The 19279-nt window shown below is 65.9% G+C and carries 20 protein-coding genes; 2 read left to right on the forward strand and 18 right to left on the reverse strand.

The annotated features are described in order from the left end of the window. Window positions 1-212: 212 nt before the first annotated feature. The 18 genes from GGD82_RS03020 to GGD82_RS03105 all read right to left on the reverse strand — a co-directional run bounded on the left by GGD82_RS03020 (window position 213) and on the right by GGD82_RS03105 (window position 17603). Complete coding sequence (locus GGD82_RS03020; protein WP_150061080.1) at window positions 213-1118, reverse strand: DUF7973 family transport facilitator; 906 nt, start codon at window positions 1116-1118, stop codon at window positions 213-215. 412 nt (window positions 1119-1530) lie between these two features. Then, entirely contained in the window at window positions 1531-2577 is a 1047-nt protein-coding gene (locus tag GGD82_RS03025; RefSeq protein WP_150061079.1) for a response regulator, read from the reverse strand. A 39-nt stretch (window positions 2578-2616) separates the two neighbouring features. Then, window positions 2617-3951: a sensor histidine kinase gene (locus tag GGD82_RS03030; RefSeq protein WP_150061181.1), complete on the reverse strand. Its 1335-nt coding sequence runs from the start codon at window positions 3949-3951 to the stop codon at window positions 2617-2619. A 434-nt stretch (window positions 3952-4385) separates the two neighbouring features. Then, window positions 4386-5303, reverse strand: coding sequence for a glycyl-radical enzyme activating protein (locus tag GGD82_RS03035; RefSeq protein ID WP_150061078.1), 918 nt, complete (start codon window positions 5301-5303; stop codon window positions 4386-4388). 84 nt (window positions 5304-5387) lie between these two features. Then, window positions 5388-5675 carry a BMC domain-containing protein gene (locus GGD82_RS03040; RefSeq protein ID WP_150061077.1) on the reverse strand — a complete coding sequence of 96 codons (288 nt, stop codon included), beginning with the start codon at window positions 5673-5675 and terminating at the stop codon, window positions 5388-5390. A gap of 175 nt (window positions 5676-5850) precedes the next feature. Next, window positions 5851-7506, reverse strand: a complete 1656-nt coding sequence (locus GGD82_RS03045; RefSeq protein WP_150061076.1) for an aldehyde dehydrogenase family protein — start codon at window positions 7504-7506, stop codon at window positions 5851-5853. A 48-nt stretch (window positions 7507-7554) separates the two neighbouring features. Beyond that, window positions 7555-8031 (reverse strand): GlcG/HbpS family heme-binding protein, encoded by a 477-nt coding sequence (locus GGD82_RS03050; RefSeq protein WP_150061075.1) that lies wholly within the window; start codon window positions 8029-8031, stop codon window positions 7555-7557. Next, window positions 8028-8312: a microcompartment shell vertex protein GrpN gene (grpN, locus tag GGD82_RS03055; RefSeq protein ID WP_150061074.1), complete on the reverse strand. Its 285-nt coding sequence runs from the start codon at window positions 8310-8312 to the stop codon at window positions 8028-8030. Before grpN ends, GGD82_RS03050 begins: the two co-directional genes overlap by 4 nt. A gap of 11 nt (window positions 8313-8323) precedes the next feature. Further along, window positions 8324-9172, reverse strand: a complete 849-nt coding sequence (locus tag GGD82_RS03060; protein ID WP_150061073.1) for a flavoprotein — start codon at window positions 9170-9172, stop codon at window positions 8324-8326. Next, on the reverse strand, window positions 9169-10029 hold the full coding sequence (eutJ, locus tag GGD82_RS03065; RefSeq protein WP_170284149.1) for an ethanolamine utilization protein EutJ: 861 nt from the start codon (window positions 10027-10029) through the stop codon (window positions 9169-9171). Before eutJ ends, GGD82_RS03060 begins: the two co-directional genes overlap by 4 nt. A gap of 40 nt (window positions 10030-10069) precedes the next feature. Beyond that, a complete protein-coding gene (locus tag GGD82_RS03070; RefSeq protein WP_150061072.1) occupies window positions 10070-10762 on the reverse strand; it encodes a phosphate propanoyltransferase in 693 nt (230 codons plus the stop codon). A gap of 104 nt (window positions 10763-10866) precedes the next feature. Further along, entirely contained in the window at window positions 10867-11145 is a 279-nt protein-coding gene (locus tag GGD82_RS03075) for a BMC domain-containing protein (protein WP_150061071.1), read from the reverse strand. Window positions 11146-11160: 15 nt separating this feature from the next. Continuing rightward, window positions 11161-11850 (reverse strand): BMC domain-containing protein, encoded by a 690-nt coding sequence (locus tag GGD82_RS21680; RefSeq protein ID WP_150061070.1) that lies wholly within the window; start codon window positions 11848-11850, stop codon window positions 11161-11163. Between the two features lie 18 nt (window positions 11851-11868). Continuing rightward, on the reverse strand, window positions 11869-12696 hold the full coding sequence (gene pduB, locus GGD82_RS03085) for a propanediol utilization microcompartment protein PduB (protein WP_150061069.1): 828 nt from the start codon (window positions 12694-12696) through the stop codon (window positions 11869-11871). A 30-nt stretch (window positions 12697-12726) separates the two neighbouring features. Beyond that, a complete protein-coding gene (gene pduA, locus GGD82_RS03090; protein WP_150061068.1) occupies window positions 12727-13023 on the reverse strand; it encodes a propanediol utilization microcompartment protein PduA in 297 nt (98 codons plus the stop codon). An 87-nt stretch (window positions 13024-13110) separates the two neighbouring features. Beyond that, a complete protein-coding gene (locus GGD82_RS03095) occupies window positions 13111-14250 on the reverse strand; it encodes a 1-propanol dehydrogenase PduQ (protein ID WP_150061067.1) in 1140 nt (379 codons plus the stop codon). Between the two features lie 154 nt (window positions 14251-14404). Next, window positions 14405-16948 (reverse strand): glycyl radical protein, encoded by a 2544-nt coding sequence (locus tag GGD82_RS03100; RefSeq protein WP_150061066.1) that lies wholly within the window; start codon window positions 16946-16948, stop codon window positions 14405-14407. Window positions 16949-17015: 67 nt separating this feature from the next. Then, on the reverse strand, window positions 17016-17603 hold the full coding sequence (locus tag GGD82_RS03105; RefSeq protein WP_170284148.1) for a DJ-1/PfpI family protein: 588 nt from the start codon (window positions 17601-17603) through the stop codon (window positions 17016-17018). 317 nt (window positions 17604-17920) lie between these two features. Between GGD82_RS03105 and GGD82_RS03110 the strand changes: the two genes are divergently transcribed. Next, window positions 17921-18523, forward strand: a complete 603-nt coding sequence (locus tag GGD82_RS03110; RefSeq protein WP_260178207.1) for an acyltransferase — start codon at window positions 17921-17923, stop codon at window positions 18521-18523. Beyond that, window positions 18520-19278: a GDSL-type esterase/lipase family protein gene (locus GGD82_RS03115; protein WP_150061064.1), complete on the forward strand. Its 759-nt coding sequence runs from the start codon at window positions 18520-18522 to the stop codon at window positions 19276-19278. Before GGD82_RS03110 ends, GGD82_RS03115 begins: the two co-directional genes overlap by 4 nt. Window position 19279: the final 1 nt, after the last annotated feature.

Here is a 19279-nt window from a genome sequence, read left to right on the forward strand (position 1 = left end):
CGGCGGAATCTTGAAAGCGGTGTCGTGACCATCCGGGTTTTCTCAAGAGCGCGCCGGGATCGTCCCCGCCCGCGCCGGCGGGTCTGATGTCTTCGCCCTGGCCCACGCCATGCGCCCCGCCCAGCCCCCCACACACAAAAACGCACGGCGACGGGAACTCCATCGCCGTGCGGTCGTTGGCCGGTCGAGGACCGGCGCGCTTCGTCCCTACATCAGGCCGGAAGCGGGATCATGGCCCAGACGCCCAGCGCCGTCAGGCCGTTGAACACCAGGGTCATGGTGGCAATGGTGCAGGCGGGCGGATCGATGTGGGTGTCGCCATGCGATAGGAAGGTGCGTGCGAAGAACTCGCCGACAAAGGCGCACAGCACGCCCGCGATCCCCGCCGCGATCAGGCTGCCCGACGACACCGCAACGATGGCCGACGGCAGCATAATGTGGTGCGTCACCGGCACATTCACACCGAACTGAAGGAAAATCAGGCTCGCGGCCGCAATGCCGAAGGACAAGAAAATACCGGGCGCTCCCAAGGTCAGGCCCAGATAGCCAGCCATCAGGCCACCGCCCAGACCGATCACGATCAGCTGGCCCCAGTCGCTCATGAACACCAGCCACTTGGCGCCATCGGTCGGCGCGTAAAAGTGCCGGCCCGGTTCCGCGCAGCCGCACAGGCCACAGGTGCCCCAAAGGAAGCGCGCGATGATGCCGGAGACCGCCACGGTGAGCGCAACGGTATCGGTCCAGGCGATACCCGGCCCAAAATCCGGCACCTGCGCGAACGTCCATTGCAGCAGATACCCGAGGATACCGAACGCCCCGCCGACCAGGAGAACGTCGGGGCTGTTCAGGCCCATCAGGCCGGCGACGATGTTGCGGCCGGTATCGAGCTTCTTCTTCTTCGCGGCATAGGCGGCAGCCGCGACACCGGCGGCGAACCCGCCCACATGCGGCCCGAACATGCCGAACGGAATGCTGTAAAAGTCCCCGCCCGCGCCGGCGAGATCAATCGCCACGCCAATCATGACCAGAAAGCCGACGAATTCAAACGCCGGCAGCGCGCCGATCGCCGCGCCGAAAATACCCCCGCCGAACGCGGCGAGCACACCGATGAGCGTCATAGTTTCCTCCAGGATCGTGCACCGGCCCGGCCGGAGCAATCCCCAGCCGGGCGCTCGCACAGGCCGGTCGCGATCCCCAGTGGCCTCAGAGGACAGGGCCAGCCCGTTGCATTGCGCGCCGAAGACGTTGTCTTCGGACGAGTGATGCAAAGGATTACCTGAGATAGGCCGTGACAGGCTCCGGACGGGCTTGACCAGATGCCGTAAATATTTGTCCGCCTGCCGGCGCCAATATTGACGCACATCAAATGAACGATCCCGTATATTGGATCGTCTCCAAATCACGCCAAAACCAGACCAACACGCTGCGGTCTTATACTCACGGTCGTAGGCGTGATTCACCCCACACCAAGACACCGCCGCACCCCAAGGATGCGGCGGTGGACGGTCCCGTCCTCAGCGGGCTTGGTTCTTATTCGGCCGCGATGGCCGTTGGTGCCCGGCACTGCTGGCGATACGCCGACGGCGACACGCCAACCTCCTTCTTGAAGGACTTACAGAAGTAGTTGACATCGCTATAGGACAGCTCAAACGCGATATTCGTCACGCATTCTTCGCTGTCGGACAGCAATTCCTTCGCCAGCTCAATCCGGCGCGTGGTCAAGTAGGCGATGAAATTAATGTTCATCTTCTTCTTGAAAAGACGACTCAAATAGCAGGCGCTGACATTGATGTGTTCGGCAACGTCTTCCAGCGTCACGCCCTTATCCAGATTTCGCTCGATGAAGTTCAGCGCCTTCTGCATGCGCTCCGGGCTCTGGCCGCAGCGCTCCCGCACCGAGTCGAACAGCGCATCCGTCATGGAACGGAACACCCCCAACACATGGTGCCGGCTGCGATCGTCCAACCGCAAAGTCTGCAGATTGTGCACCTCCTGGGCCACAGTCTCCGGGAGCCTCAGGTTGCGTTCCTTCGCCAGATCGACCAGCGCGGTGGCGAATTCAAGCGCCAGATGGCGTGGCGCCTCTTCTCGCTGCATGAAGATCCACTCGCCATGCCGCCGCACCAGCGCCACGGCCTCGCGATAGGCGGACTGCTCCAGCAAAGTCCCGACCTCATGCGCCAGATCGCCACTGCGCTTGCCGGTATTGAGATGCTCCAGGCAGCCTTCCACCGCCGAAACCAGAGCGCTCGGTCGGATTGGCTTCAGCAGGTAATCGTCCGCCCGCAGTTGGATGGCCGCGCGCATGGTATCGAAGTAATCATAAGCCGTGGTAATGATGACCTTCGTCTGAGCGTGCTTATCACGCAACTTCTGAAGCACCTCCAGGCCGCTTGGCTTCGGGATATTGATGTCAAGAAGGACCAGATCAATATCGTATCGGTCAATCAGCTCAATAGCCTCGGCTCCGTTCTTGGCCTCACCCAGGATATTCAGCCCGGGCACATGATCGGTCAGGATGGAGCGCAGCGCCTGACGCTCCAGTTCCTCGTCTTCCACGATCACCACATCATACATCTCGGTCCTCCCGGGCGGCGTGACCGATGGCGCCGCCGGCTACAGGTCAAACGGATCGAATTCGAGCGGAAAGCGCATACGGACCCGGGTCCCCCGGCCGTCGGCAACCGGGCTCTCGATCTCCAGGCCATGGTCCTCGCCGAAGAAATGCCGCAGGCGGCTGTCGACGTTGCGCAGGCCGATGCTGGTGCGACCGTGGTGCTCGGCGCGCCCGTCCAGGGCCGCCGCAACCATCGCTGGATCGACCCCATCACCGGTATCCACAACCTCCAGGATCACATCGGTGCCGTCGTCCCGTGCGGTCACGGTCACCCGGCCATCGCTCGCGTGCGGTTCCACCGCGTAATGGATGCTGTTCTCGACAATCGGATTCAGCACCATGAACGGGCACTGCACGCTCAGATATTTGGCCGGCACATCGATGTCGAACGTAAAGCGCCCGCTCATGCGCACCTTCTGGATGTACAGATAGTTGCGCACATGCTCCAGTTCGGTCCCCAGGGACACGATCTGCGCACTGCTTTTCTTCAGGATATAGCGCATCATGTCGGAGAAGGCGTAGACCATCTCCTCGGTTTTGTCGGCGTGCTCCATCAGCGCCAAGCGCCCAATGGTGTTCAGCACGTTGAACAGGAAGTGCGGATTGACCTGATACGACAGCGCCTGCAATTCGGCCTCTTGCAGGGACTTTTCCAGTTCCACCCGCTTCTTGGATTCCTCCATCAGCTTCAGCGATTTGGCGCTGAGCTCCTGGCTGACGGTGTTCGAATAGCTCTCCTCCACCAAATACTCGGCCAAATAGTACAGCGTGTACGAGGCCGACCGAAGCTTGGTGTAGGGAATCATGTTGGTCTGCTCGCGCAGCGCCACCAGAGTGGGATCCTGCAACCACGCGAAGTCGGGCGGGAAGATGTAATCCGGAAGCTCCTCCGGCGCGACATCGTTCAGCCGCACCTGGCCGGAGATGACGGCCCCCAGGTAGTGGCCCCGGATCACGATCGGCGCCGCGAAGTCCACCAGACCACAGTGACATTGGTACAGACTGGGCTGCCCCGTCGCCATGGCCATGCGTCCGCCTTCGTTGTCGCACCGGAAGCATTGATCCCGCCGCGCCTCCACCAGACGCACCGTTCGGCAGAAATTGGAAAAGCCGCTCGGCTGGGTCACGGGCTGGCCGTCGCGGCCGACGATGATCATCGCGATGCCAACGGCGGCGCTGAAGTTGTCCTGAACCTTCTGCAACCGCTCAACACTGATGAGGTCCGACAGGCTTGGGACGCGCTGGTCCTGGGTCGTTTCTTCGGAAAACCCAACGTCACGCGGCGCGCCGTGATCCGCCGCGGCGGCCGTTTCGGCATCTCGCGCTGCTTGCATGTTCACGACCGGCGTTCTCCCTGTGCTGGGGGTCTTTGGCGCCCCGATCCCCGCGGCCCGGTCGGCCGCGACGTCATCGCACGACCGATTCAGGCGCCCTCAAGCCAAGCATAAGCAACAAAATAAGGCTTGCGCTTGTTGGGTGCCTAAAAAACGATGACGCTGTAATATTGCCGCAGCACGGCAGGGAACTCAAACGCACAGAGGGATGACACACCGACGAAGTAGCTCCGTCTTTCGTGCGGGAACACACGTCTTTGGTATTTACCTTCGATATACTACACCCTTTCTTAATGCCTGCCTTCCGATCCAAGTCTAGTTCTTACAACCTAACGAAGCCCTGTCCACCATCGTGTCGCCGTCTCGAGTCTCAGACACACAGAAACGGCCCGACCAAGGCCGGACCGTTTCAAGATCGAGACGGTAGAGTCCGGTCAGCCGCCGATCACACAGGCCAGGCCCAATCCCTCAATCACCCCCTTGAGCGTCGCCACGGCATCCTTGGACAACGACGGCGTATCCCCCATCGGGTATTCCCGGTTCAGCAGGGCGTATTTGTTTTCGCCATAGGTGTGGTACGGCAGGATATGGACCGTATCCACCCCGGGCATCCGCAGGGCGAACCGGCCGATGGCCTCCATGGAGGCCGGATCTGCGTTGACGCCCGGCACCGTCGGCACCCGCACGACGGTATGGGTCAGCGAGGCAATGCGCAGCGCGTTTTCGAGAATCTGCCGGTTGTCCACGCCGGTGCTCGCGCGGTGCACAGCCGGATCAATGGACTTCAGATCGCAAAGCGCATGGTCGACGTGCGGAATGACATCCTCCACAACCTCTTTGGGCGCCTGACCGGTCGTCTCCATCGCGGTGTTCCAGCCCTGCTCCCGGCAGGCCTTCAGCAATTCGCGCGCAAAGTCGGGCTGGCCGAGCGGCTCACCACCCGACAGAGTCATGCCCCCGCCCGACCGGCGGTAGTTGGTGGCATCCTTCCGGAGCTCCTGCATGACTTCCCAGACCGTCATGCGCTTCCCCTTCAGGGTCAGGGCATCGGTCGGGCACACCTCGGCGCAGGCACCGCAGCCGACACACTTGCTGCGGTCGACGAACCCGGGATTGTTCCGCGACAGTGCCCCGTACTTGCACGCTTCAAGGCAGCGACCACAGTGAATGCAGCTCGAATCCTGGTACATCAGGGTCGGCTGGAGCGCCTGGGATTCCGGGTTGCAGCACCACCGGCAGGCCAACGGGCACCCCTTCAGGAACACGATGGTGCGGATCCCGGGACCGTCGTGGATCGAATAGCGCTGGATGTCGAAAACAACACCGGTTTGGTCGAATTTGATCTCGCTCATAACTGGGTCCACCCAAAAACGAAGTGCGGCGCCACGAACCGATACGCGGGCCAACGGGGCGACGGGGCCGGGAGGGCCGCCGTGTTACGCCCGCTCGATGGCCTGCATCGCCGTGCGCACGGCCGACGTTTCACCGAAAAACGCCAGCGTGGTGACGTGCTGCGGGCAGCTTCCGAACAGCTCGACGACAAGAACGTCCGCCGCTTTCTGGGCGACGTCCGCGAAGAAGTACAAATCGGCAACACTGGCCTGGACCAGACCGACGGCCCCGAACGTCTGCTCCTTCACGGTCGCGCGCATATCCGGGTGAATGCGCCGTCCGAGCATGTGCATCACATCGGGTCCGGGGGCGTTGATGATGCGGGCGTTCATGCTGGGATCCTCCTGACAGAGGCAAAGGGACGTGAGGGAGCGGACGGGCCGGTCCCACGGACGGCACCGGACGGGAGAACCCCGTCAAAGGAGGGCGCCGTCCGCGAGGCCGGGGTGATCCCGGGGCCTGGGTACCCCGGGACCGCACCCGCCCATCGGCCGGGGGTGGGGCCGATTAGCGGATGTTCAGCGCCTCGACCATCACGCAGCGGCGCAGGCGCGCGAACGATTTGGCCGAGGTCAGACCCTCGCCGGTGGGGCCGGCGATGGTGAACGTGCCGTGGCCCATGCCGCCAGCACCGAGCCCGGCGTAGGACGGCCCGTTCTTCACGAAGATCGTGGTCTGGATCAGCTTGCCCATCTTGGTGAGCTTGCGGACGTTGGTGGAGTGCATGATCGCCGTGTGGCGGTTGCCGTGTTCCACCTCAATCGCCAGCAGGATGGCCTGATCCACATCCGGCACCCGCACCAGGGGCAGGATCGGCATCAGCAGTTCTTCCTGAACGAACGGATGCTCCTTCGGCAGTTCGATCAGGATGACGCGGACGTCGTCCGTCACCGAAACGCCGGCCTTTTCCAGGATGTACTGGGCGTTCTTGCCGACGAAGCCGGTGTTGGGCGTGCCCTTCTCCGTCAGGACCAGGGCTTCCAGCTTCTGGACCACGGCCGGGTCCGTGACGTGATAGGCACCACAGCCCTTCATGCAATGGATCAGGAAATCCGCGATCTGATCGACCGCGATAAGTTCCTTCTCCGCCGTGCAGGGCAGGTTGTTGTCGAAGCTGCACCCGTTGACGATGTCGCGGGCCGCCTTCTCGATGTCGGCGGTTTCGTCCACCACGACCGGCGGATTGCCGGCGCCGGCGCCGATGGCCTTCTTGCCCGTGGACATGACGGCCTTGACGATACCGGGGCCGCCGGTCGCCACCAGCATCTTGATGTCCGGGTGGGACATCATGGCGTTGGTGTTGTCGATCGACGGCGTGGCGACGGTCACGACCAGATTCGCCGGAGCCCCCAGGGCGGCCAGCTTCTCATTGATCATCCGCACCATCAGCAGCGAGACGCCCTTGGCGCGCGGGTGCGGGCTGAACACCACCGCGTTGCCGGCGGCCAACATGCCGATGGCGTTGCAGATGATGGTCTCGGTCGGGTTGGTGGTCGGGCAGACCGCGCCGATCACGCCGTAGGGCGAGTACTCGACCAGCGACAGGCCATCGTCGCCGCTCATCGCCTGGGTGGTCAGATCTTCGGTGCCCGGGGTCTTCGAGGCGGCGAGGCGGTTCTTGATAATCTTGTGCTCAAGGCGCCCCATGCCGGTTTCCTCAACCGTCATGCGGGACAGCGTCTCGGCGGTGTCGCCCTCCAGAACCACGGCGCGGATGCCATCCACGAAGCGCTGGCGGTCGGCCATGGTGCACAGCAGGTACTGGCGCTGGGCCTGCACCGCCGCCGCCACGGCCGCATCCATGGTCTCGAAGATGCCATCCCCGGCGCCGGTCGGCGCGGCGGCCGGCTTGATCCCGTCCGGTTCGCTCATCACCTTGGCCAGGATGCGCTCGACCGGATCGCCGGCGGTATCATCGACCATTTTCCAGCAGCAGCCCTTGGTGCCGGGCACGCTCGCCCGGACGGTTTCGGCGGCCGGGGCTGGAGTCTCGGCCCTATGGGCTTTCAGAATATCGGCGACCGCGCGCGCGATCGCATCGGCATCAGCGCCCGACGCGGGGGCGCTCGACGTGGTGGGAGTCGGCGCGGCGGGCGGCGCCTTGGGGCCACCGTACGCCCCAAGCACCTCGTCCACGATGGCCGTGATCTGCCCGTCATCCATGAGTCTATCCTCCTACAGGGGACGTCCCCCGTTCCGATCTGGAAACCTTCAATCTGAGAACGCGCGCAACGCCTGGGTCGCGATCGCCATGTCTTCATCAACGGTGCCGCCACTGATGCCGAGGCCCCCGATCAGGGTCTCGCCCGCGCGACACGGATAGCCGCCACCGAACAGGACGATGCGGCCCTGATGGCTCGCCCCAACGCCGTAGAGCGGTTGGCCGGGCTGAGCCAAGGCGCCCAACTCGTGGGTCGCCATGCGAAACTGAACGGCCGTGAAGGCCTTGTTGGCGGCCAGCTCGGTGCTGGCCGGCAACGCGCCGTCCATACGATGCAGCAGCATCAAGCCGCCGGCCGCATCGACCACCGCCACCACGATCGGCACGCCCATGGTCCGGCCCTCGGCCTCGGCGGCCTCCGCCAGACGGCGCGCCCCGGCCAGAGTCAGGCGGGTCCGCGCCAACGCCTGATCGACCGCTCCACGCACCAGCGTCGCGAGATCGGCCTGTGTCGTGGTCGCGGTCATGCCGCCCCCCTCTGTCCGTGCACTTCAACCGTATCGACGATCCCGACGATCGACGCATCGATGACCGTATCCTCATGGCCGTTGGTCTGACGGGCGCCACTGCCGCAGGACACGATGACGACCTCGCCGTTGCCGGCCCCGACCCAGTCCACCGCGATCTCCGTCGAGCCATCCGGCGCCAGCGTTTCCGACAGGCGGGCCACGATCAGCAGCTTGGTGCCGATCAGGGACTCGTCCTTGCTGGTCGAGACGACCGTTCCGATGACTTTGCCCAGGTACATGACGACCCCCGTTAACCCTGGATCACGCGGACATTCCGCGCGCGGAGCTCGTCGGCCGCCGCGGGCGTCACCAGAACGCCCCGGTCCAGCCGCAGCTCGGATCCGGTCCACTGCACCGCGTCGCCGCGGCTGAAAATCCGTTTGCCGGTCCACACCGGCTCGACGGCGCGCGGCACCGGAGCCGTGAGAGGCGCCACCACAGGCGCCCCAGCAGATGCCAGCGTTGCGGCCGTCTGCGCCGGGCCGAGCACCGCCCGGCCCAGATCCCGCGCCCGCACGATCTCGACCCCGAAGTCCTTCAGGGTGGCGATGTTGGCGCGCATCCGCGCCTTGTAGGCCTCGGTCACATGGAACGACCGCGCGGCGCGCTCCCGGACATCGGGGCAGCAGCCATCCGAGGCCGCGATCACCCGCACCCCGCGCTCCAGCGCCCGCGCCAGAAGGCGCGACGGCAGGCTGTCGCGGATGCAGGCGGCGACCTTGGCCGCCGTGGTGATCGACAGCGCCGGAACCATCACCAGGGCGCAGTTGGTCAGCATGGCGTCGATGTCCAAATCGCCCGGCACGCCCGCCTCGGCCACCGCGGCGGCCAGCATTTCAGCGTTCAGGTCCGCCAGCCGGTCCGGCGTCAGGAGATCCCGCGCCTCGCCCGACAGCACGTACCGCAACCGCCACCCGGCCTCGCGCAGGTCGCGCAAGCCACCCACGGCCTTGCCCAGCCCGACGTCGGTGCCGGTCAGCAGGGTCAACGCGGTGCGACGACGGGTCACCAGACGCTCCACCACCTGCGTGGACAGGTCGTCCACCAGATGATCGATCAGCGCCTGCTCGACGAGGCGGTCCAAATCCTGGGCGCTCATGACCGGCCCCCTTCCCCGGGCGTGCCGTAGAGGGCGATGCCCAGCGGCGTGACCAGCAGGGGATGCGGTGGCTTGATGATCGTGCGGCCGATCTGCTTCTGAAACACGCCCTCGAACGCATCAAAGGTGCAGGCGCCACCCACCACATAGACCGTGTCGACGTCGTAGCCCTCTAGGAAGCGAGCGACGATGGCGGCCATCTTCTCGACCACCGGGCGGACCACGGGGAACACGTCGCGGGCCTTGGCCGGATCGAGTTTGAGGACTTCGGCCTCCTCGAAGGTCACGCCGTAGGCCCCGGCCAGCACCAGCGACATGTGCGTGCCGCCGGTGGCCTCGTCGTCGGTGAAAACGACCGTGCCGTCCTTGACGACGCTGATGCCCGTGGTGCCACCGCCGACGTCCACCACCGCGCCGTCGCGCACGCCCAGAAGGCGGGTGGCGGCGGAGGGTTCGTCGATGACCTCGACCACATCGAAGTCCGCAGCCTCGACCACGTTGGCGATGGCCTTGATGTTACCCGTCGCGATACCAGGCGGAATCGCGGTGCCGGCCTGGGTCAGCGTGCAGCCGAGGCGCTCCTCGACCGTCGCCTTCAGGTGCCGCACCGCGTTCACCGCGCCCATGTAGTCGACCACGATGCCGTCGCGCACGACCGTCGAGCGGTAGGTCGCCCCGGTCACCGGCTGGTTGGCGGCGTCCACCACGGCCAGCACGATGTTCGCGGTACCCAAGTCCACGCCGACCTTGAGGGGACCCTCGGCCCGTTCCTCGACCGGCGTGCAGACCTCGTCGCGGATCAGGCGCGCGAAGGTCTCCAGGGTCCTGTCTGCCGTCTCTGCGTCGTACATCGCCATGGTCCCGAACCGGTCCCGAGTCAAAAGGAGGCGTGCGGCCTTACGACCGCGGAAGAATGCGAACGAGATCGTCGTTCTTCAGGCCAAGGGCGTTGGCTTCCTCGATGTCCACGTGCATTTCGAGCGTCGACGGGTCGCCGACCCGCACCACCACGCCGGACAGGATGCCGCCCCGAGGGCCGCTCACCTCGACGTCCACCGCGTCGCCCGAGCACAGCCCGAGGTCGACCGCCACCGCGACCGGCATGTGGATGTGCCGCAGGGCCGCGATCACGCCGCGCTGGATCGTCACCGCACCGTGCGGCCCGACGATCTCGATCCCCGGGGTGTCGTCCAGATCGCCGGACTGACGCAGCGGCGGGCGAACGCCCAGCGAGAACCCGTCGGCCACCGAAATTTCAACCTGCGTGCTGCCGCGCATCGGACCTAGGACGCGGACCTTGCTCAGTTCGCCCTTGGGACCCTTGAGGGTCACCGTCTCTTTGGCGGCGTAATGGCCGGGCTGCTTCATCGCCTTCATCCGGGTCAGGCTGGCGCCGGGACCAAACAGCGCGTCCATGTCGGCGCGCGACAGGTGAATGTGCCGGTTGGAGACACCGACAGGGACAAGGTACGGATCCACCGGCGCGGCGACCGCAGCGGCCGAGGGCGTCTGGGGCAGCAGGCCCTCGCTCACCGTCCGGGCGAGGATGTCGCAGAGGATCCGCTCAACAAGACTTTCATTCAGTTGCATGGTCTTCGCCGTTATTGGACCCGCTTCGAAACGCGGGCCGCAGGGGTGCGGGAGCAGGCGGTCCGTGCCCGGCTGAGGACGGTCGGACCGCCCGGCCCCACGGCTCAGCCGAGGCGCGGCAGCATCTTCTCGACGTCCACATGCGGACGCGGAATGACGTGCTTGGACACGACCGTGCCGACCTTCTCGGCGGCGGCGGCGCCGGCATCGACGGCGGCCTTCACCGCGCCGACGTCACCGCGCACCATGGTGGAGACCAGGCCGGAGCCGATCTTCTCGTAGCCGACCAGCGTCACGTTCGCGGACTTGGTCATGGCGTCGGCGGCCTCGATGGAGCCGACCAGACCCTTAGTTTCAACGATACCGAGTGCTTCGCCACTCATCTCTGTTACTCCTGTTCAGGCCTTGGGCCTGGGTTTGGATTTCGTGTGATGCCCGCCATGGTTCCGGCCGTCCGCCCGGTTCGGGCGGTTGGACACGGGTCCCGCCTTGGCCGGGCGGGAGGGCGTCGGATCGGGTGCCTTGGATGCGCCCGCTTGTTTCGTTGGCTCGTCCTTCGGGCTCGCCGGCTCGGACGGCCCGTCCGCGTCTGACGCTGCCGTATCGGTCGAAGCCGCCGAGGGCTCGGTCGGCTCAGGCGCCGGCGTGTCCACCGGAGTGACCTCCGCAGCCGATTCCGGAGCCGGGTCCGATGCCGGTTCCGGCGCCGGGTCCGCCGCCACCTGGGCAGGCGGGGCGGCCGGGGCCGGGGCATCGTCCCGGAATGCCGGGGCCTGAGCCGGAGGCGCGGGTTGCTGCGCGCCGACCGTTTCCGGGGTGACGACGAGCCCCTGGATCCCGTCGGACGGGCGGGCGATGACCCGCGTCGACACGACGGTGTTGATCCGGGCCGCCGCCGCCTGGGCCGCCGCGATGGCGGCCTTGACGGCCCCGACGTCCCCCTGAACCTTGACGATCGTCATGCCATCGCCTTTGGTCAGCTCGTATCCCACCAGCGTGACGTTGGCGGATTTGACCGCGGCATCCGCGGCCTCGATGGCGGCGGCCAGACCGATCGTCTCAATCAGACCGAGACTCGGGTGCGCCATGACGATCCTCCTTTAGACTCAGATGTACGGGGTCGTGGAGGACTTCGGCTCCTCGCCGCTCAACGCGCCCAGCAACTGCTTGCCGACGTCGCGCGCCGCGATCACGGCCTGACGGACAGCACCGGAGTCCCCGCTGAACGCGAAGATGACCTCGTTGCTAAAGCTCGTGCCCTTGGCCGGGGAGGAGTACGCAATCGGATCCACGGTCGCGGCCTTGGCAGCCGTATCGGCCAGGACCACACCGATGGCCGCCGGGGCGCCCACGGTGATGGCGAAGGACTGCCCGATCGGGGCCCCGAACGCCTTGTTCAGCGCGAAGCTGGCGCGGGCGGTGTACTGGAACTCCAGGTGCCCGGCGGCCGTGCCGTAGACGTCGCCGAAGGTCTGGTCCAGGTACTGCAGGGTCACTTCGACCGCGCGGCGGGCGTCGGAGACGTCCTCGGCGCCGAAGATGATCAGGGAGCCATGGCCGCCACCACCCTCGGTGTCGCGGGGCAGTTCGATGACCAGCACTTCGCTGTTCGTGGCCTTGACGGCCTCGTCGGCGGCGAAGATGTGCGGACCGGCTCCGGTGCGCGCCCCGACGATGCCGATGGAGCGGTACTTCGGATCAATGCCCATCTGCTTGTGCAACTCGGCGTCCACATTGGCGATCACGAGGCCAATGGTGTTGCCGATGGCGGTGCCGACATATTCCGTCAGCGCGCAGGCCTTCTTGGGCAGGGCGGCCGGTGCCGGCGCAGGGGCCGGAGCGGCGGGGGCGGCGGCGGCCGGACTCTCGGTTTCCGAGCCACCCATCTTGCGGATCACTTCACCCATGATCCGTTCGACCAGATCGTCTTTCACTGTCGGTCACTCCTGTACTGATGCGGCCGCTTAGCCGGCCACCGTTCCGGTCTGCGTGTTGGGGAGGATGCGCTCGACCTCGCTGTGGGGGCGCGGGATCACATGGAGGGACATGACCTGCCCGACCTTCTCGGCGGCCACGGCGCCGGCGTCGGTCGCCGCCTTCACGGCGCCCACGTCCCCGCGCACCATGACGGTCACAAGGCCGGACCCGATCTTCTCGTAGCCGACCAGGGCCACATTGGCGGACTTGACCATGGCATCGGCGGCCTCGATGGCGCCGGTCAGGCCTTTGGTCTCCACCATGCCCAAGGCTTCCTGTTGCATCACTTACTCCCTAGATCGTTCTGCTGCGGGCCGATCGTGTGTCGCCGAGACCCGCCACGGTTCAGAAAAGGGCTGTCGGTCCGGCGATCACCCGGCCACCGCGCGCAGCACGGTCAGAACATCGTCGGCGGAGACCGTGCGCGGATTGGTCGCCAGGCTCTTGTCGGCCAGAGCCAGCCGCACCAGGTCCGCCTCGGCGGCGGCATAGGCCGCCATGTCCACACCGGCCGCCCGCAGTGTCGCGGGCACATTCATGCGCGCGTTCATCTGGGCGAGGTGCCGGGCCAGGGCGCGGGCGCCCGCCCGATCGTTAGGCGCATCGAGCCCGACGCGCTGCGCCAGCGCGGCATACCGGGCCGCCGTCGGGAACGGCGCCGCATCGCCCGGCCGGACGCCCGCGTTGCAGGCGATAACCGCCGGCAGCAGCATGGCGTTGATCCGACCGTGCGGCAGGTGCAGCCGGCCACCGATCGAATGGGCGATCGCGTGGTTCAGACCCAAACCCGCGTTGGCGAAGGCGATCCCCGCCATGCACGACGCGTGGTGCATGGCGGTTCGGGCCGTCATGTCATCGCCGGTGGCATAGGCCGTCGGCAGATGAGTCACCGCCAGACTGACGGCCTTTTCCGCGAAGGCATCCGTGTAGTCGGTGGCCCCGACGGACACGAAGGCTTCGATCGCGTGGGTGAGCACGTCCATGCCGGTGTCGGCCGTGACGGCGGGCGGCACGGAGCGCACAAGCTCCGGATCCAGCAAGGCGATATCCGGAATGATCTCGTCCGAGATCAGGGGATACTTGATGCCCTTCTCCGGCTCCGAGATCACCGCCCACGAGGTCACTTCCGACCCCGTACCGCTCGTGGTGGGCACCGCCACCAGGGGAATGGGGTGATCCGGGACCAACGCACGCACCGTAGCCACGATGGCTTTGGCGGCGTCGATCACCGACCCGCCCCCGAGGGCGACCAGCACATCCGGTCCAAAATCAGCCATCCGAGCAGATGCCTCGGCAACCTGCGATCGGGGCGAGTCCGGCAACACACTGTCGTACACCGCCACGGTGCAGGCCGGCAGACTGGCACGGAAGCGCTCCACGATCCCGACCTTGGCCATCATCGCATCGGTGATGAGACCGACCCGCCGGCCCTCGAAGTCCCGAAGCCGCTCGGTCACATTGGCACCGAACACGATCTCGGTCTTGAGGTTGAAACGCTTCAGTCCGCTCATGACGCCCTCGTCTGTTCCGCGTCTGTCGTTGAAAGGCGCCGGTCCGGATCCCGAGCTTGGGATTTCCGATGCCCCACCCCGGACCTGTATCCGGTCCGGCGCCTGTCCCGTCCTGGGGACCAGCCCGCGTACGGGCCGAGCCCCCTACGCCACGTCAGAGCGTCTGCTCGGTGCGGCTGATGATGTCGTCCTGCACTTCCTTGGCGAGCACCACGAACTGGGCGCTGTAGCCGGCGACGCGCACGACGAGATCCTTGTACTTCTCGGGGTCCTTCTGGGCGGCCAGCAGGGTGTCCCGGTCGATCACGTTGAACTGAACGTGCATGCCCTTGTGATCGAAGTAGCTGCGGATCAAGGCACTGAAGTTCTGAAGACCGCTATCCCCGGCAAGCGACGACGGCAAGAACTTCTGGTTGTACAGCGTGCCGTTGGAGGCGATGAAGTGGTCGAGCTTGGCCACCGAATTCGCCGCGGCGCTGGGACCCTTGGTGTCCTTGCCCTGGCGGGGCGACACGCCGTCGGCCAGCGGGGCCTTGGCGGGACGACCGTTCGGGAGAGCGGAAACGTCCTTACCGAACAGAACGTTGGCCGACACCGGGTAAATACCGGCCTGGAACTGACCACCACGCGGGTTGGTGTACTTCTCGACTTCCTTGCAGTAGATCAGCGCGCACTTGCGGGCGACCAGATCAACCTCGTCGATGTCGTTGCCGAAGGCCGGGGTGCTGTCGAGCAGGCGCCGTACGGCGTCGTACTGCGTCATGCCTCCGCTGCTGGCCGGGGCCGCCGCGCCGCCGCTCAGCGACTGATAGACCTGCGACTTCAGGGCGTTGACATCCAGCGAGTTGGCGCTGGCGAGCACCTTGCGGACGGCTTCGTACACCTGATCCTCGGTGACTTCGCCGGCGGCCGGCGAGGCACTCTGCCCGTTGGGCAGACCGAAGTTGGCGTCCAACGCTTCCTTCAGTTCGGCCAACGAGAGCTTCTTGTCCTCGAAGACGTGCTTCTGGATGGCGTAGACGGAGTCACCGGTATCCGCGACACCGAAGGCCTGCGGGCCGGTGAAGTTGTAGAGGGCACCCCCTTCCTGGACCGACTTGCCGCGACCGATGCAGTCATCGACCAGAGCGGACAGGAACGGCAGCGGGGCGCGTTCGGCGTGAGCGTAGTCGACGCAGTTGTCGGCTTCGACCAGCAGGCGAACGAAGTACGTCATCTGCGCCTGGAACGCGGCGTAGAAGTCATCCATCGAGCGGAAGGAGGTGAACTCGCCGGTCTTGGGGCCAAGCTGCTTGTCGCCAACGCGACCACCATTCATGGTGATTTCGAAGACCTTGGCCACGTTGAAGAACGCGGCGTCGTGCCAGCCCTCGGTGCGGTGGATGGACTGCGGCTCCACGCAGCCGACGATGCCGTAGTCGCGGGCATCCTTCAGCGATACACCGCGATTCTGCAGCGCCGGGATGATGACTTCGTCGTTGTACATGGCCGGCACGCCGAGGCCGAGACGGACCACTTCAGCGGCGCGCAGGAGGAAGGTATCGGGCGTGCCCTGCCAGACGCGGATCGAGAACGACGGCGCCGGCAACTGCACATGAGCGGTCGCGTCCATGCACATGTACGACACGTCGTTGGTGGCATCGAGGCCGTCTTCGGTCTGACCACCGACGCACAGGTTCTGGAACACGGCATAGCCGGCGAACGCCTGCGCGGAGACTTCGTCACGGGTCTTGTTGACGTCGTTCAGCTTGATCCAGATGCAGTCGACCAGTTCCTGCGCGAAGTTGCGCGAGATGGTCGTGTCCGCCTTAAGGAACGGATACATGTACTGGTCAAAGCGCCCCGGGGAGATCGAGTGACCCGAGGATTCGATCTGCAGCATGGACTGGACGAACCAGAACGCCTGGCAGGCTTCCCAGAACGTCGTGGCCGGGAATTCGGGGACGCGCGCGCAGTTCTTGGCGATCTGCTCCAGCTCGGCCTTGCGGCTGGGGTTGCTCTCAGCCTGCGCCAGTTCCTGCGCCTTGGCGGCGTAGCGATGAGCGAAGTTGATGCCGGCCGTGTAGGTAATGATCAGCGCGTTATAGAACTGCTGCTTCTTGATGTAGGAGGGGTCATTGAGGTCCATGGCCTCCATGGCCTGCACGACGTCGGCGATGATGCCCCGGAAGCCCTTGGTCAGGACCTTGCCGTAGTCGACGCAGACGTGACCGACACCACCGAAGTAGTAGTTTCCGACCGTGAATACACCGTTGGACTGGGCGTCCCTGCACTCGGGCGACATGTAGGACGACGCCAGTTCACTGGTTGTCTTGCCCGGCCAGTACTTGAAGACCTCGTGCAGTTCGGCGGCGGTGTCCTTCGGGATCACGAACGGATCGGCCACGCGGGTGGCCATCGTCTCGAATTCCTTTTCGACCCAGTCGAACGAGAATTCGGGGCAGATTTCGGTGGAGCGCGGGTTCTTGGTGATGGCGCCGACGATCAGCTCGTCGTCGCGGATGGTCACCGGCAGATTGTTGAAGACCTTTTCGGCCACCTTGGCACGCCGCAGGATGGCGGGCAGGCCTTCGGTCTCCTTGTAGGCCTCCGTCACCAGCACCGCGCGCTCGGACTCGACGTGCGGCATGGCGTTGATAATCTGAGCCTTCAGCCGCATGACCCGATCGGTCGGCTTGGAAAAGCCCTTCTCAATCATGACATCCTCCACAGTGTCGCACCCCCGTTCCGTGTTTGCCGGGAGGCGGAAATTCCGGTGACCTTCATCAGGACAGGACACGTTCCCCATCGGGCGGGCCCAGCAACCGGACAAACGCGCGCAGCAGCGCGGGATGCCCGGGCCACGCCGGAGACGTCGCAAGCGCGCCGTCCAGGACGGACTCGTCGGGGGGAACGTCAACAAACGTTCCGCCGGCCATCTCGACGTCCGGGCGCAAGGCCGGGTACGCCGTGAGGGTCCGGCCGCGCACCACGTCGGCGGCCGTCAGGATCTGCGCGCCATGGCAGATCGCGGCCACCGGCCGGGCGGCGGTCACGAAGTGGCGCGCCAGCGCGCACACCTCGGCATTCAGTCGCAGGTATTCGGGGGCACGCCCCCCAGGCAGGTACAAGCCCGCATACGCGTCCGGCTCCACATGCACGAAAGAGCCGGTCAACCGGATACGATGGCCGGGCTTTTCCGTGTATGTCTGGTCGTCCTCGAAGTCGTGGACGGCGGTTTTGATGAACGCGCCAGCCTGCTTTCCAGGACACACCAAGTCGGTGACGAACCCAAGCATTTGGAGGGCCTGCAGAGGGACCATGACTTCATAGTCCTCGGCGAAATCGCCTGTCACAATCAGGACCCGCTTCATGACCACCGCCCGCCCCTTCTTGGCCTTGCGTTCGATGGTCAGACGGTAGTCGCGGACCCCGATCCCGGGCTACGGACAGATTTGACGTCGTTGGGTAAGATTTTGATATTGCGGTCCGGCGGAGGGGCGGCGGACGAAGGCCCCGAATACGGACGCGGCGGAGCCGATCCGGCGGAACGCTGGACACCGTCGCGACCTTCATGACACGATCAGCCCCTCTGTGGACCGTGCTCGGCCGTGTGCCCCGGGGCGCTGCCCCGAGCGGTGCGGATGGTGAGCGCCTCCGGTCCGACGACCTAAGAATGAGGCGTGCCCCGATGACGACAGGCGCGACGGAGGGTGCGGATGCGGCCGCGCCGGAACCACGCAACGGTGACGGGGCGGAGCCGGCCCCGTCGGCGGGCGGCGGTGCGGTTTCGCGTGCGTATCTGGGGCGGCGGCGCGGCCCTGTGCGCCGCTTGATCCTGATGTTCCGCGACAGCCGCATCACGTTCAGGCGGTGGTACTATCGCAAAATCCTCAAGATGGACCTGCACCCCACCTGCAAATTCTCGTTGAAGGCCCGCTTGGACTTCACCAATCCGCGCGGAGTGCATGTCGATGCCGGAACGTACATGGCCTTTGGCGCCGTGATCCTGGCGCATGACCTGTCGCGGCTGGTGCATTGCGACACCTACATCGGCCGCAACTGCTTTATTGGCGCGAACGCGATCATCATGCCCGGCATCCGGATCGGGGATGAGTGCATCGTCGGGTCGGGGTCGGTCGTCACCAAGGATGTGCCCTCCCATTCGGTGGTCGCCGGCAATCCCGCCCGTGTGGTCAAGTCGGGCATCCGCACCCGCGAGCGCGGTGTTCTGGTGGAACGCCACGAGACGGTCCAAGCGGTCGCGGCCGCACGTAACCAATCGCGATCATGACAGCCCGGCATCGCCTCGTGGTCTGGGGTCTGATCGGGAGCCTGGTCCTGGCGGCCGTGCTGGGCGGCGTGGCCTGGACGGTGCGGAGCGAGTACATCGACACCAAACTGGCGCAGGCACGGGCGGAACGGGGTCCGATTGCCCGCAGCTTCGACGAGGGCTGGCCGGACAGATCGGGCCCCCGCGTCCTGCTGATCGGCGACTCGCGGGTGGCCCACTGGAAGCCCTATCTGCCCACGGACCTTCCCGTCATGGAACGCGGGCTTCCCGGGGAAACGGCAGTCCAACTCGCACGGCGCTTTTCCCGCGACGGCCTGGGCGCCGGAGCCGATATCATCGTGGTCCAGGCCGGCATCAACGATCTTGTCGCGGCCTCCCTGATGCCGGCCGACGCACGCGCCGCCGTTGTCGACGCGGTAAGCCGCGCCTTCGCGGCCATGCACGCCGCCGCCGAAGGGGCCGGCATCTGCCTTGTCCCCACCACGATCGTGCCGCCGAGCCACCCCTCACTGGCCCGGTGGCTGGTCTGGGATTCGTCGGTGTTCGGGATGGTCGAGCACGTGAACGCGCGTCTGCGCGCCGCCGGCGGCCCCTCCGGAACCGCGGTGCTCGACGCAGCAGCCCTCCTGGCGCCGGAGGGCCGTGTGGAGTCGCCGTTCCGGCGGGACACGCTGCACCTGACCGCGCCCGCCTATGACGCTCTGAACGCCGCCTTGCGGCAGCACGTGATGGACCTCGCTGCGGCCTGCCGGTAGT

It is taken from the genome of Roseospira marina, from assembly GCF_014197855.1.
Lineage (GTDB): Bacteria > Pseudomonadota > Alphaproteobacteria > Rhodospirillales > Rhodospirillaceae > Rhodospira > Rhodospira marina.

Excerpts from the sequence above, each read along its gene's own strand:
- GGD82_RS03020 (WP_150061080.1), bottom strand. The coding sequence starts at position 1,118 with ATGACGCTCATCGGTGTGCTCGCCGCGTTCGGCGGGGGTATTTTCGGC.
- GGD82_RS03025 (WP_150061079.1), bottom strand. The coding sequence starts at position 2,577 with ATGTATGATGTGGTGATCGTGGAAGACGAGGAACTGGAGCGTCAGGCG.
- GGD82_RS03030 (WP_150061181.1), bottom strand. The coding sequence starts at position 3,951 with ATGCAAGCAGCGCGAGATGCCGAAACGGCCGCCGCGGCGGATCACGGC.
- GGD82_RS03035 (WP_150061078.1), bottom strand. The coding sequence starts at position 5,303 with ATGAGCGAGATCAAATTCGACCAAACCGGTGTTGTTTTCGACATCCAG.
- GGD82_RS03040 (WP_150061077.1), bottom strand. The coding sequence starts at position 5,675 with ATGAACGCCCGCATCATCAACGCCCCCGGACCCGATGTGATGCACATG.
- GGD82_RS03045 (WP_150061076.1), bottom strand. The coding sequence starts at position 7,506 with ATGGATGACGGGCAGATCACGGCCATCGTGGACGAGGTGCTTGGGGCG.
- GGD82_RS03050 (WP_150061075.1), bottom strand. The coding sequence starts at position 8,031 with ATGACCGCGACCACGACACAGGCCGATCTCGCGACGCTGGTGCGTGGA.
- grpN (WP_150061074.1), bottom strand. The coding sequence starts at position 8,312 with ATGTACCTGGGCAAAGTCATCGGAACGGTCGTCTCGACCAGCAAGGAC.
- GGD82_RS03060 (WP_150061073.1), bottom strand. The coding sequence starts at position 9,172 with ATGAGCGCCCAGGATTTGGACCGCCTCGTCGAGCAGGCGCTGATCGAT.
- eutJ (WP_170284149.1), bottom strand. The coding sequence starts at position 10,029 with ATGGCGATGTACGACGCAGAGACGGCAGACAGGACCCTGGAGACCTTC.
- GGD82_RS03070 (WP_150061072.1), bottom strand. The coding sequence starts at position 10,762 with ATGCAACTGAATGAAAGTCTTGTTGAGCGGATCCTCTGCGACATCCTC.
- GGD82_RS03075 (WP_150061071.1), bottom strand. The coding sequence starts at position 11,145 with ATGAGTGGCGAAGCACTCGGTATCGTTGAAACTAAGGGTCTGGTCGGC.
- GGD82_RS21680 (WP_150061070.1), bottom strand. The coding sequence starts at position 11,850 with ATGGCGCACCCGAGTCTCGGTCTGATTGAGACGATCGGTCTGGCCGCC.
- pduA (WP_150061068.1), bottom strand. The coding sequence starts at position 13,023 with ATGCAACAGGAAGCCTTGGGCATGGTGGAGACCAAAGGCCTGACCGGC.
- GGD82_RS03095 (WP_150061067.1), bottom strand. The coding sequence starts at position 14,250 with ATGAGCGGACTGAAGCGTTTCAACCTCAAGACCGAGATCGTGTTCGGT.
- GGD82_RS03100 (WP_150061066.1), bottom strand. The coding sequence starts at position 16,948 with ATGATTGAGAAGGGCTTTTCCAAGCCGACCGATCGGGTCATGCGGCTG.
- GGD82_RS03105 (WP_170284148.1), bottom strand. The coding sequence starts at position 17,603 with ATGAAGCGGGTCCTGATTGTGACAGGCGATTTCGCCGAGGACTATGAA.
- GGD82_RS03110 (WP_260178207.1), top strand. The coding sequence starts at position 17,921 with ATGACGACAGGCGCGACGGAGGGTGCGGATGCGGCCGCGCCGGAACCA.
- GGD82_RS03115 (WP_150061064.1), top strand. The coding sequence starts at position 18,520 with ATGACAGCCCGGCATCGCCTCGTGGTCTGGGGTCTGATCGGGAGCCTG.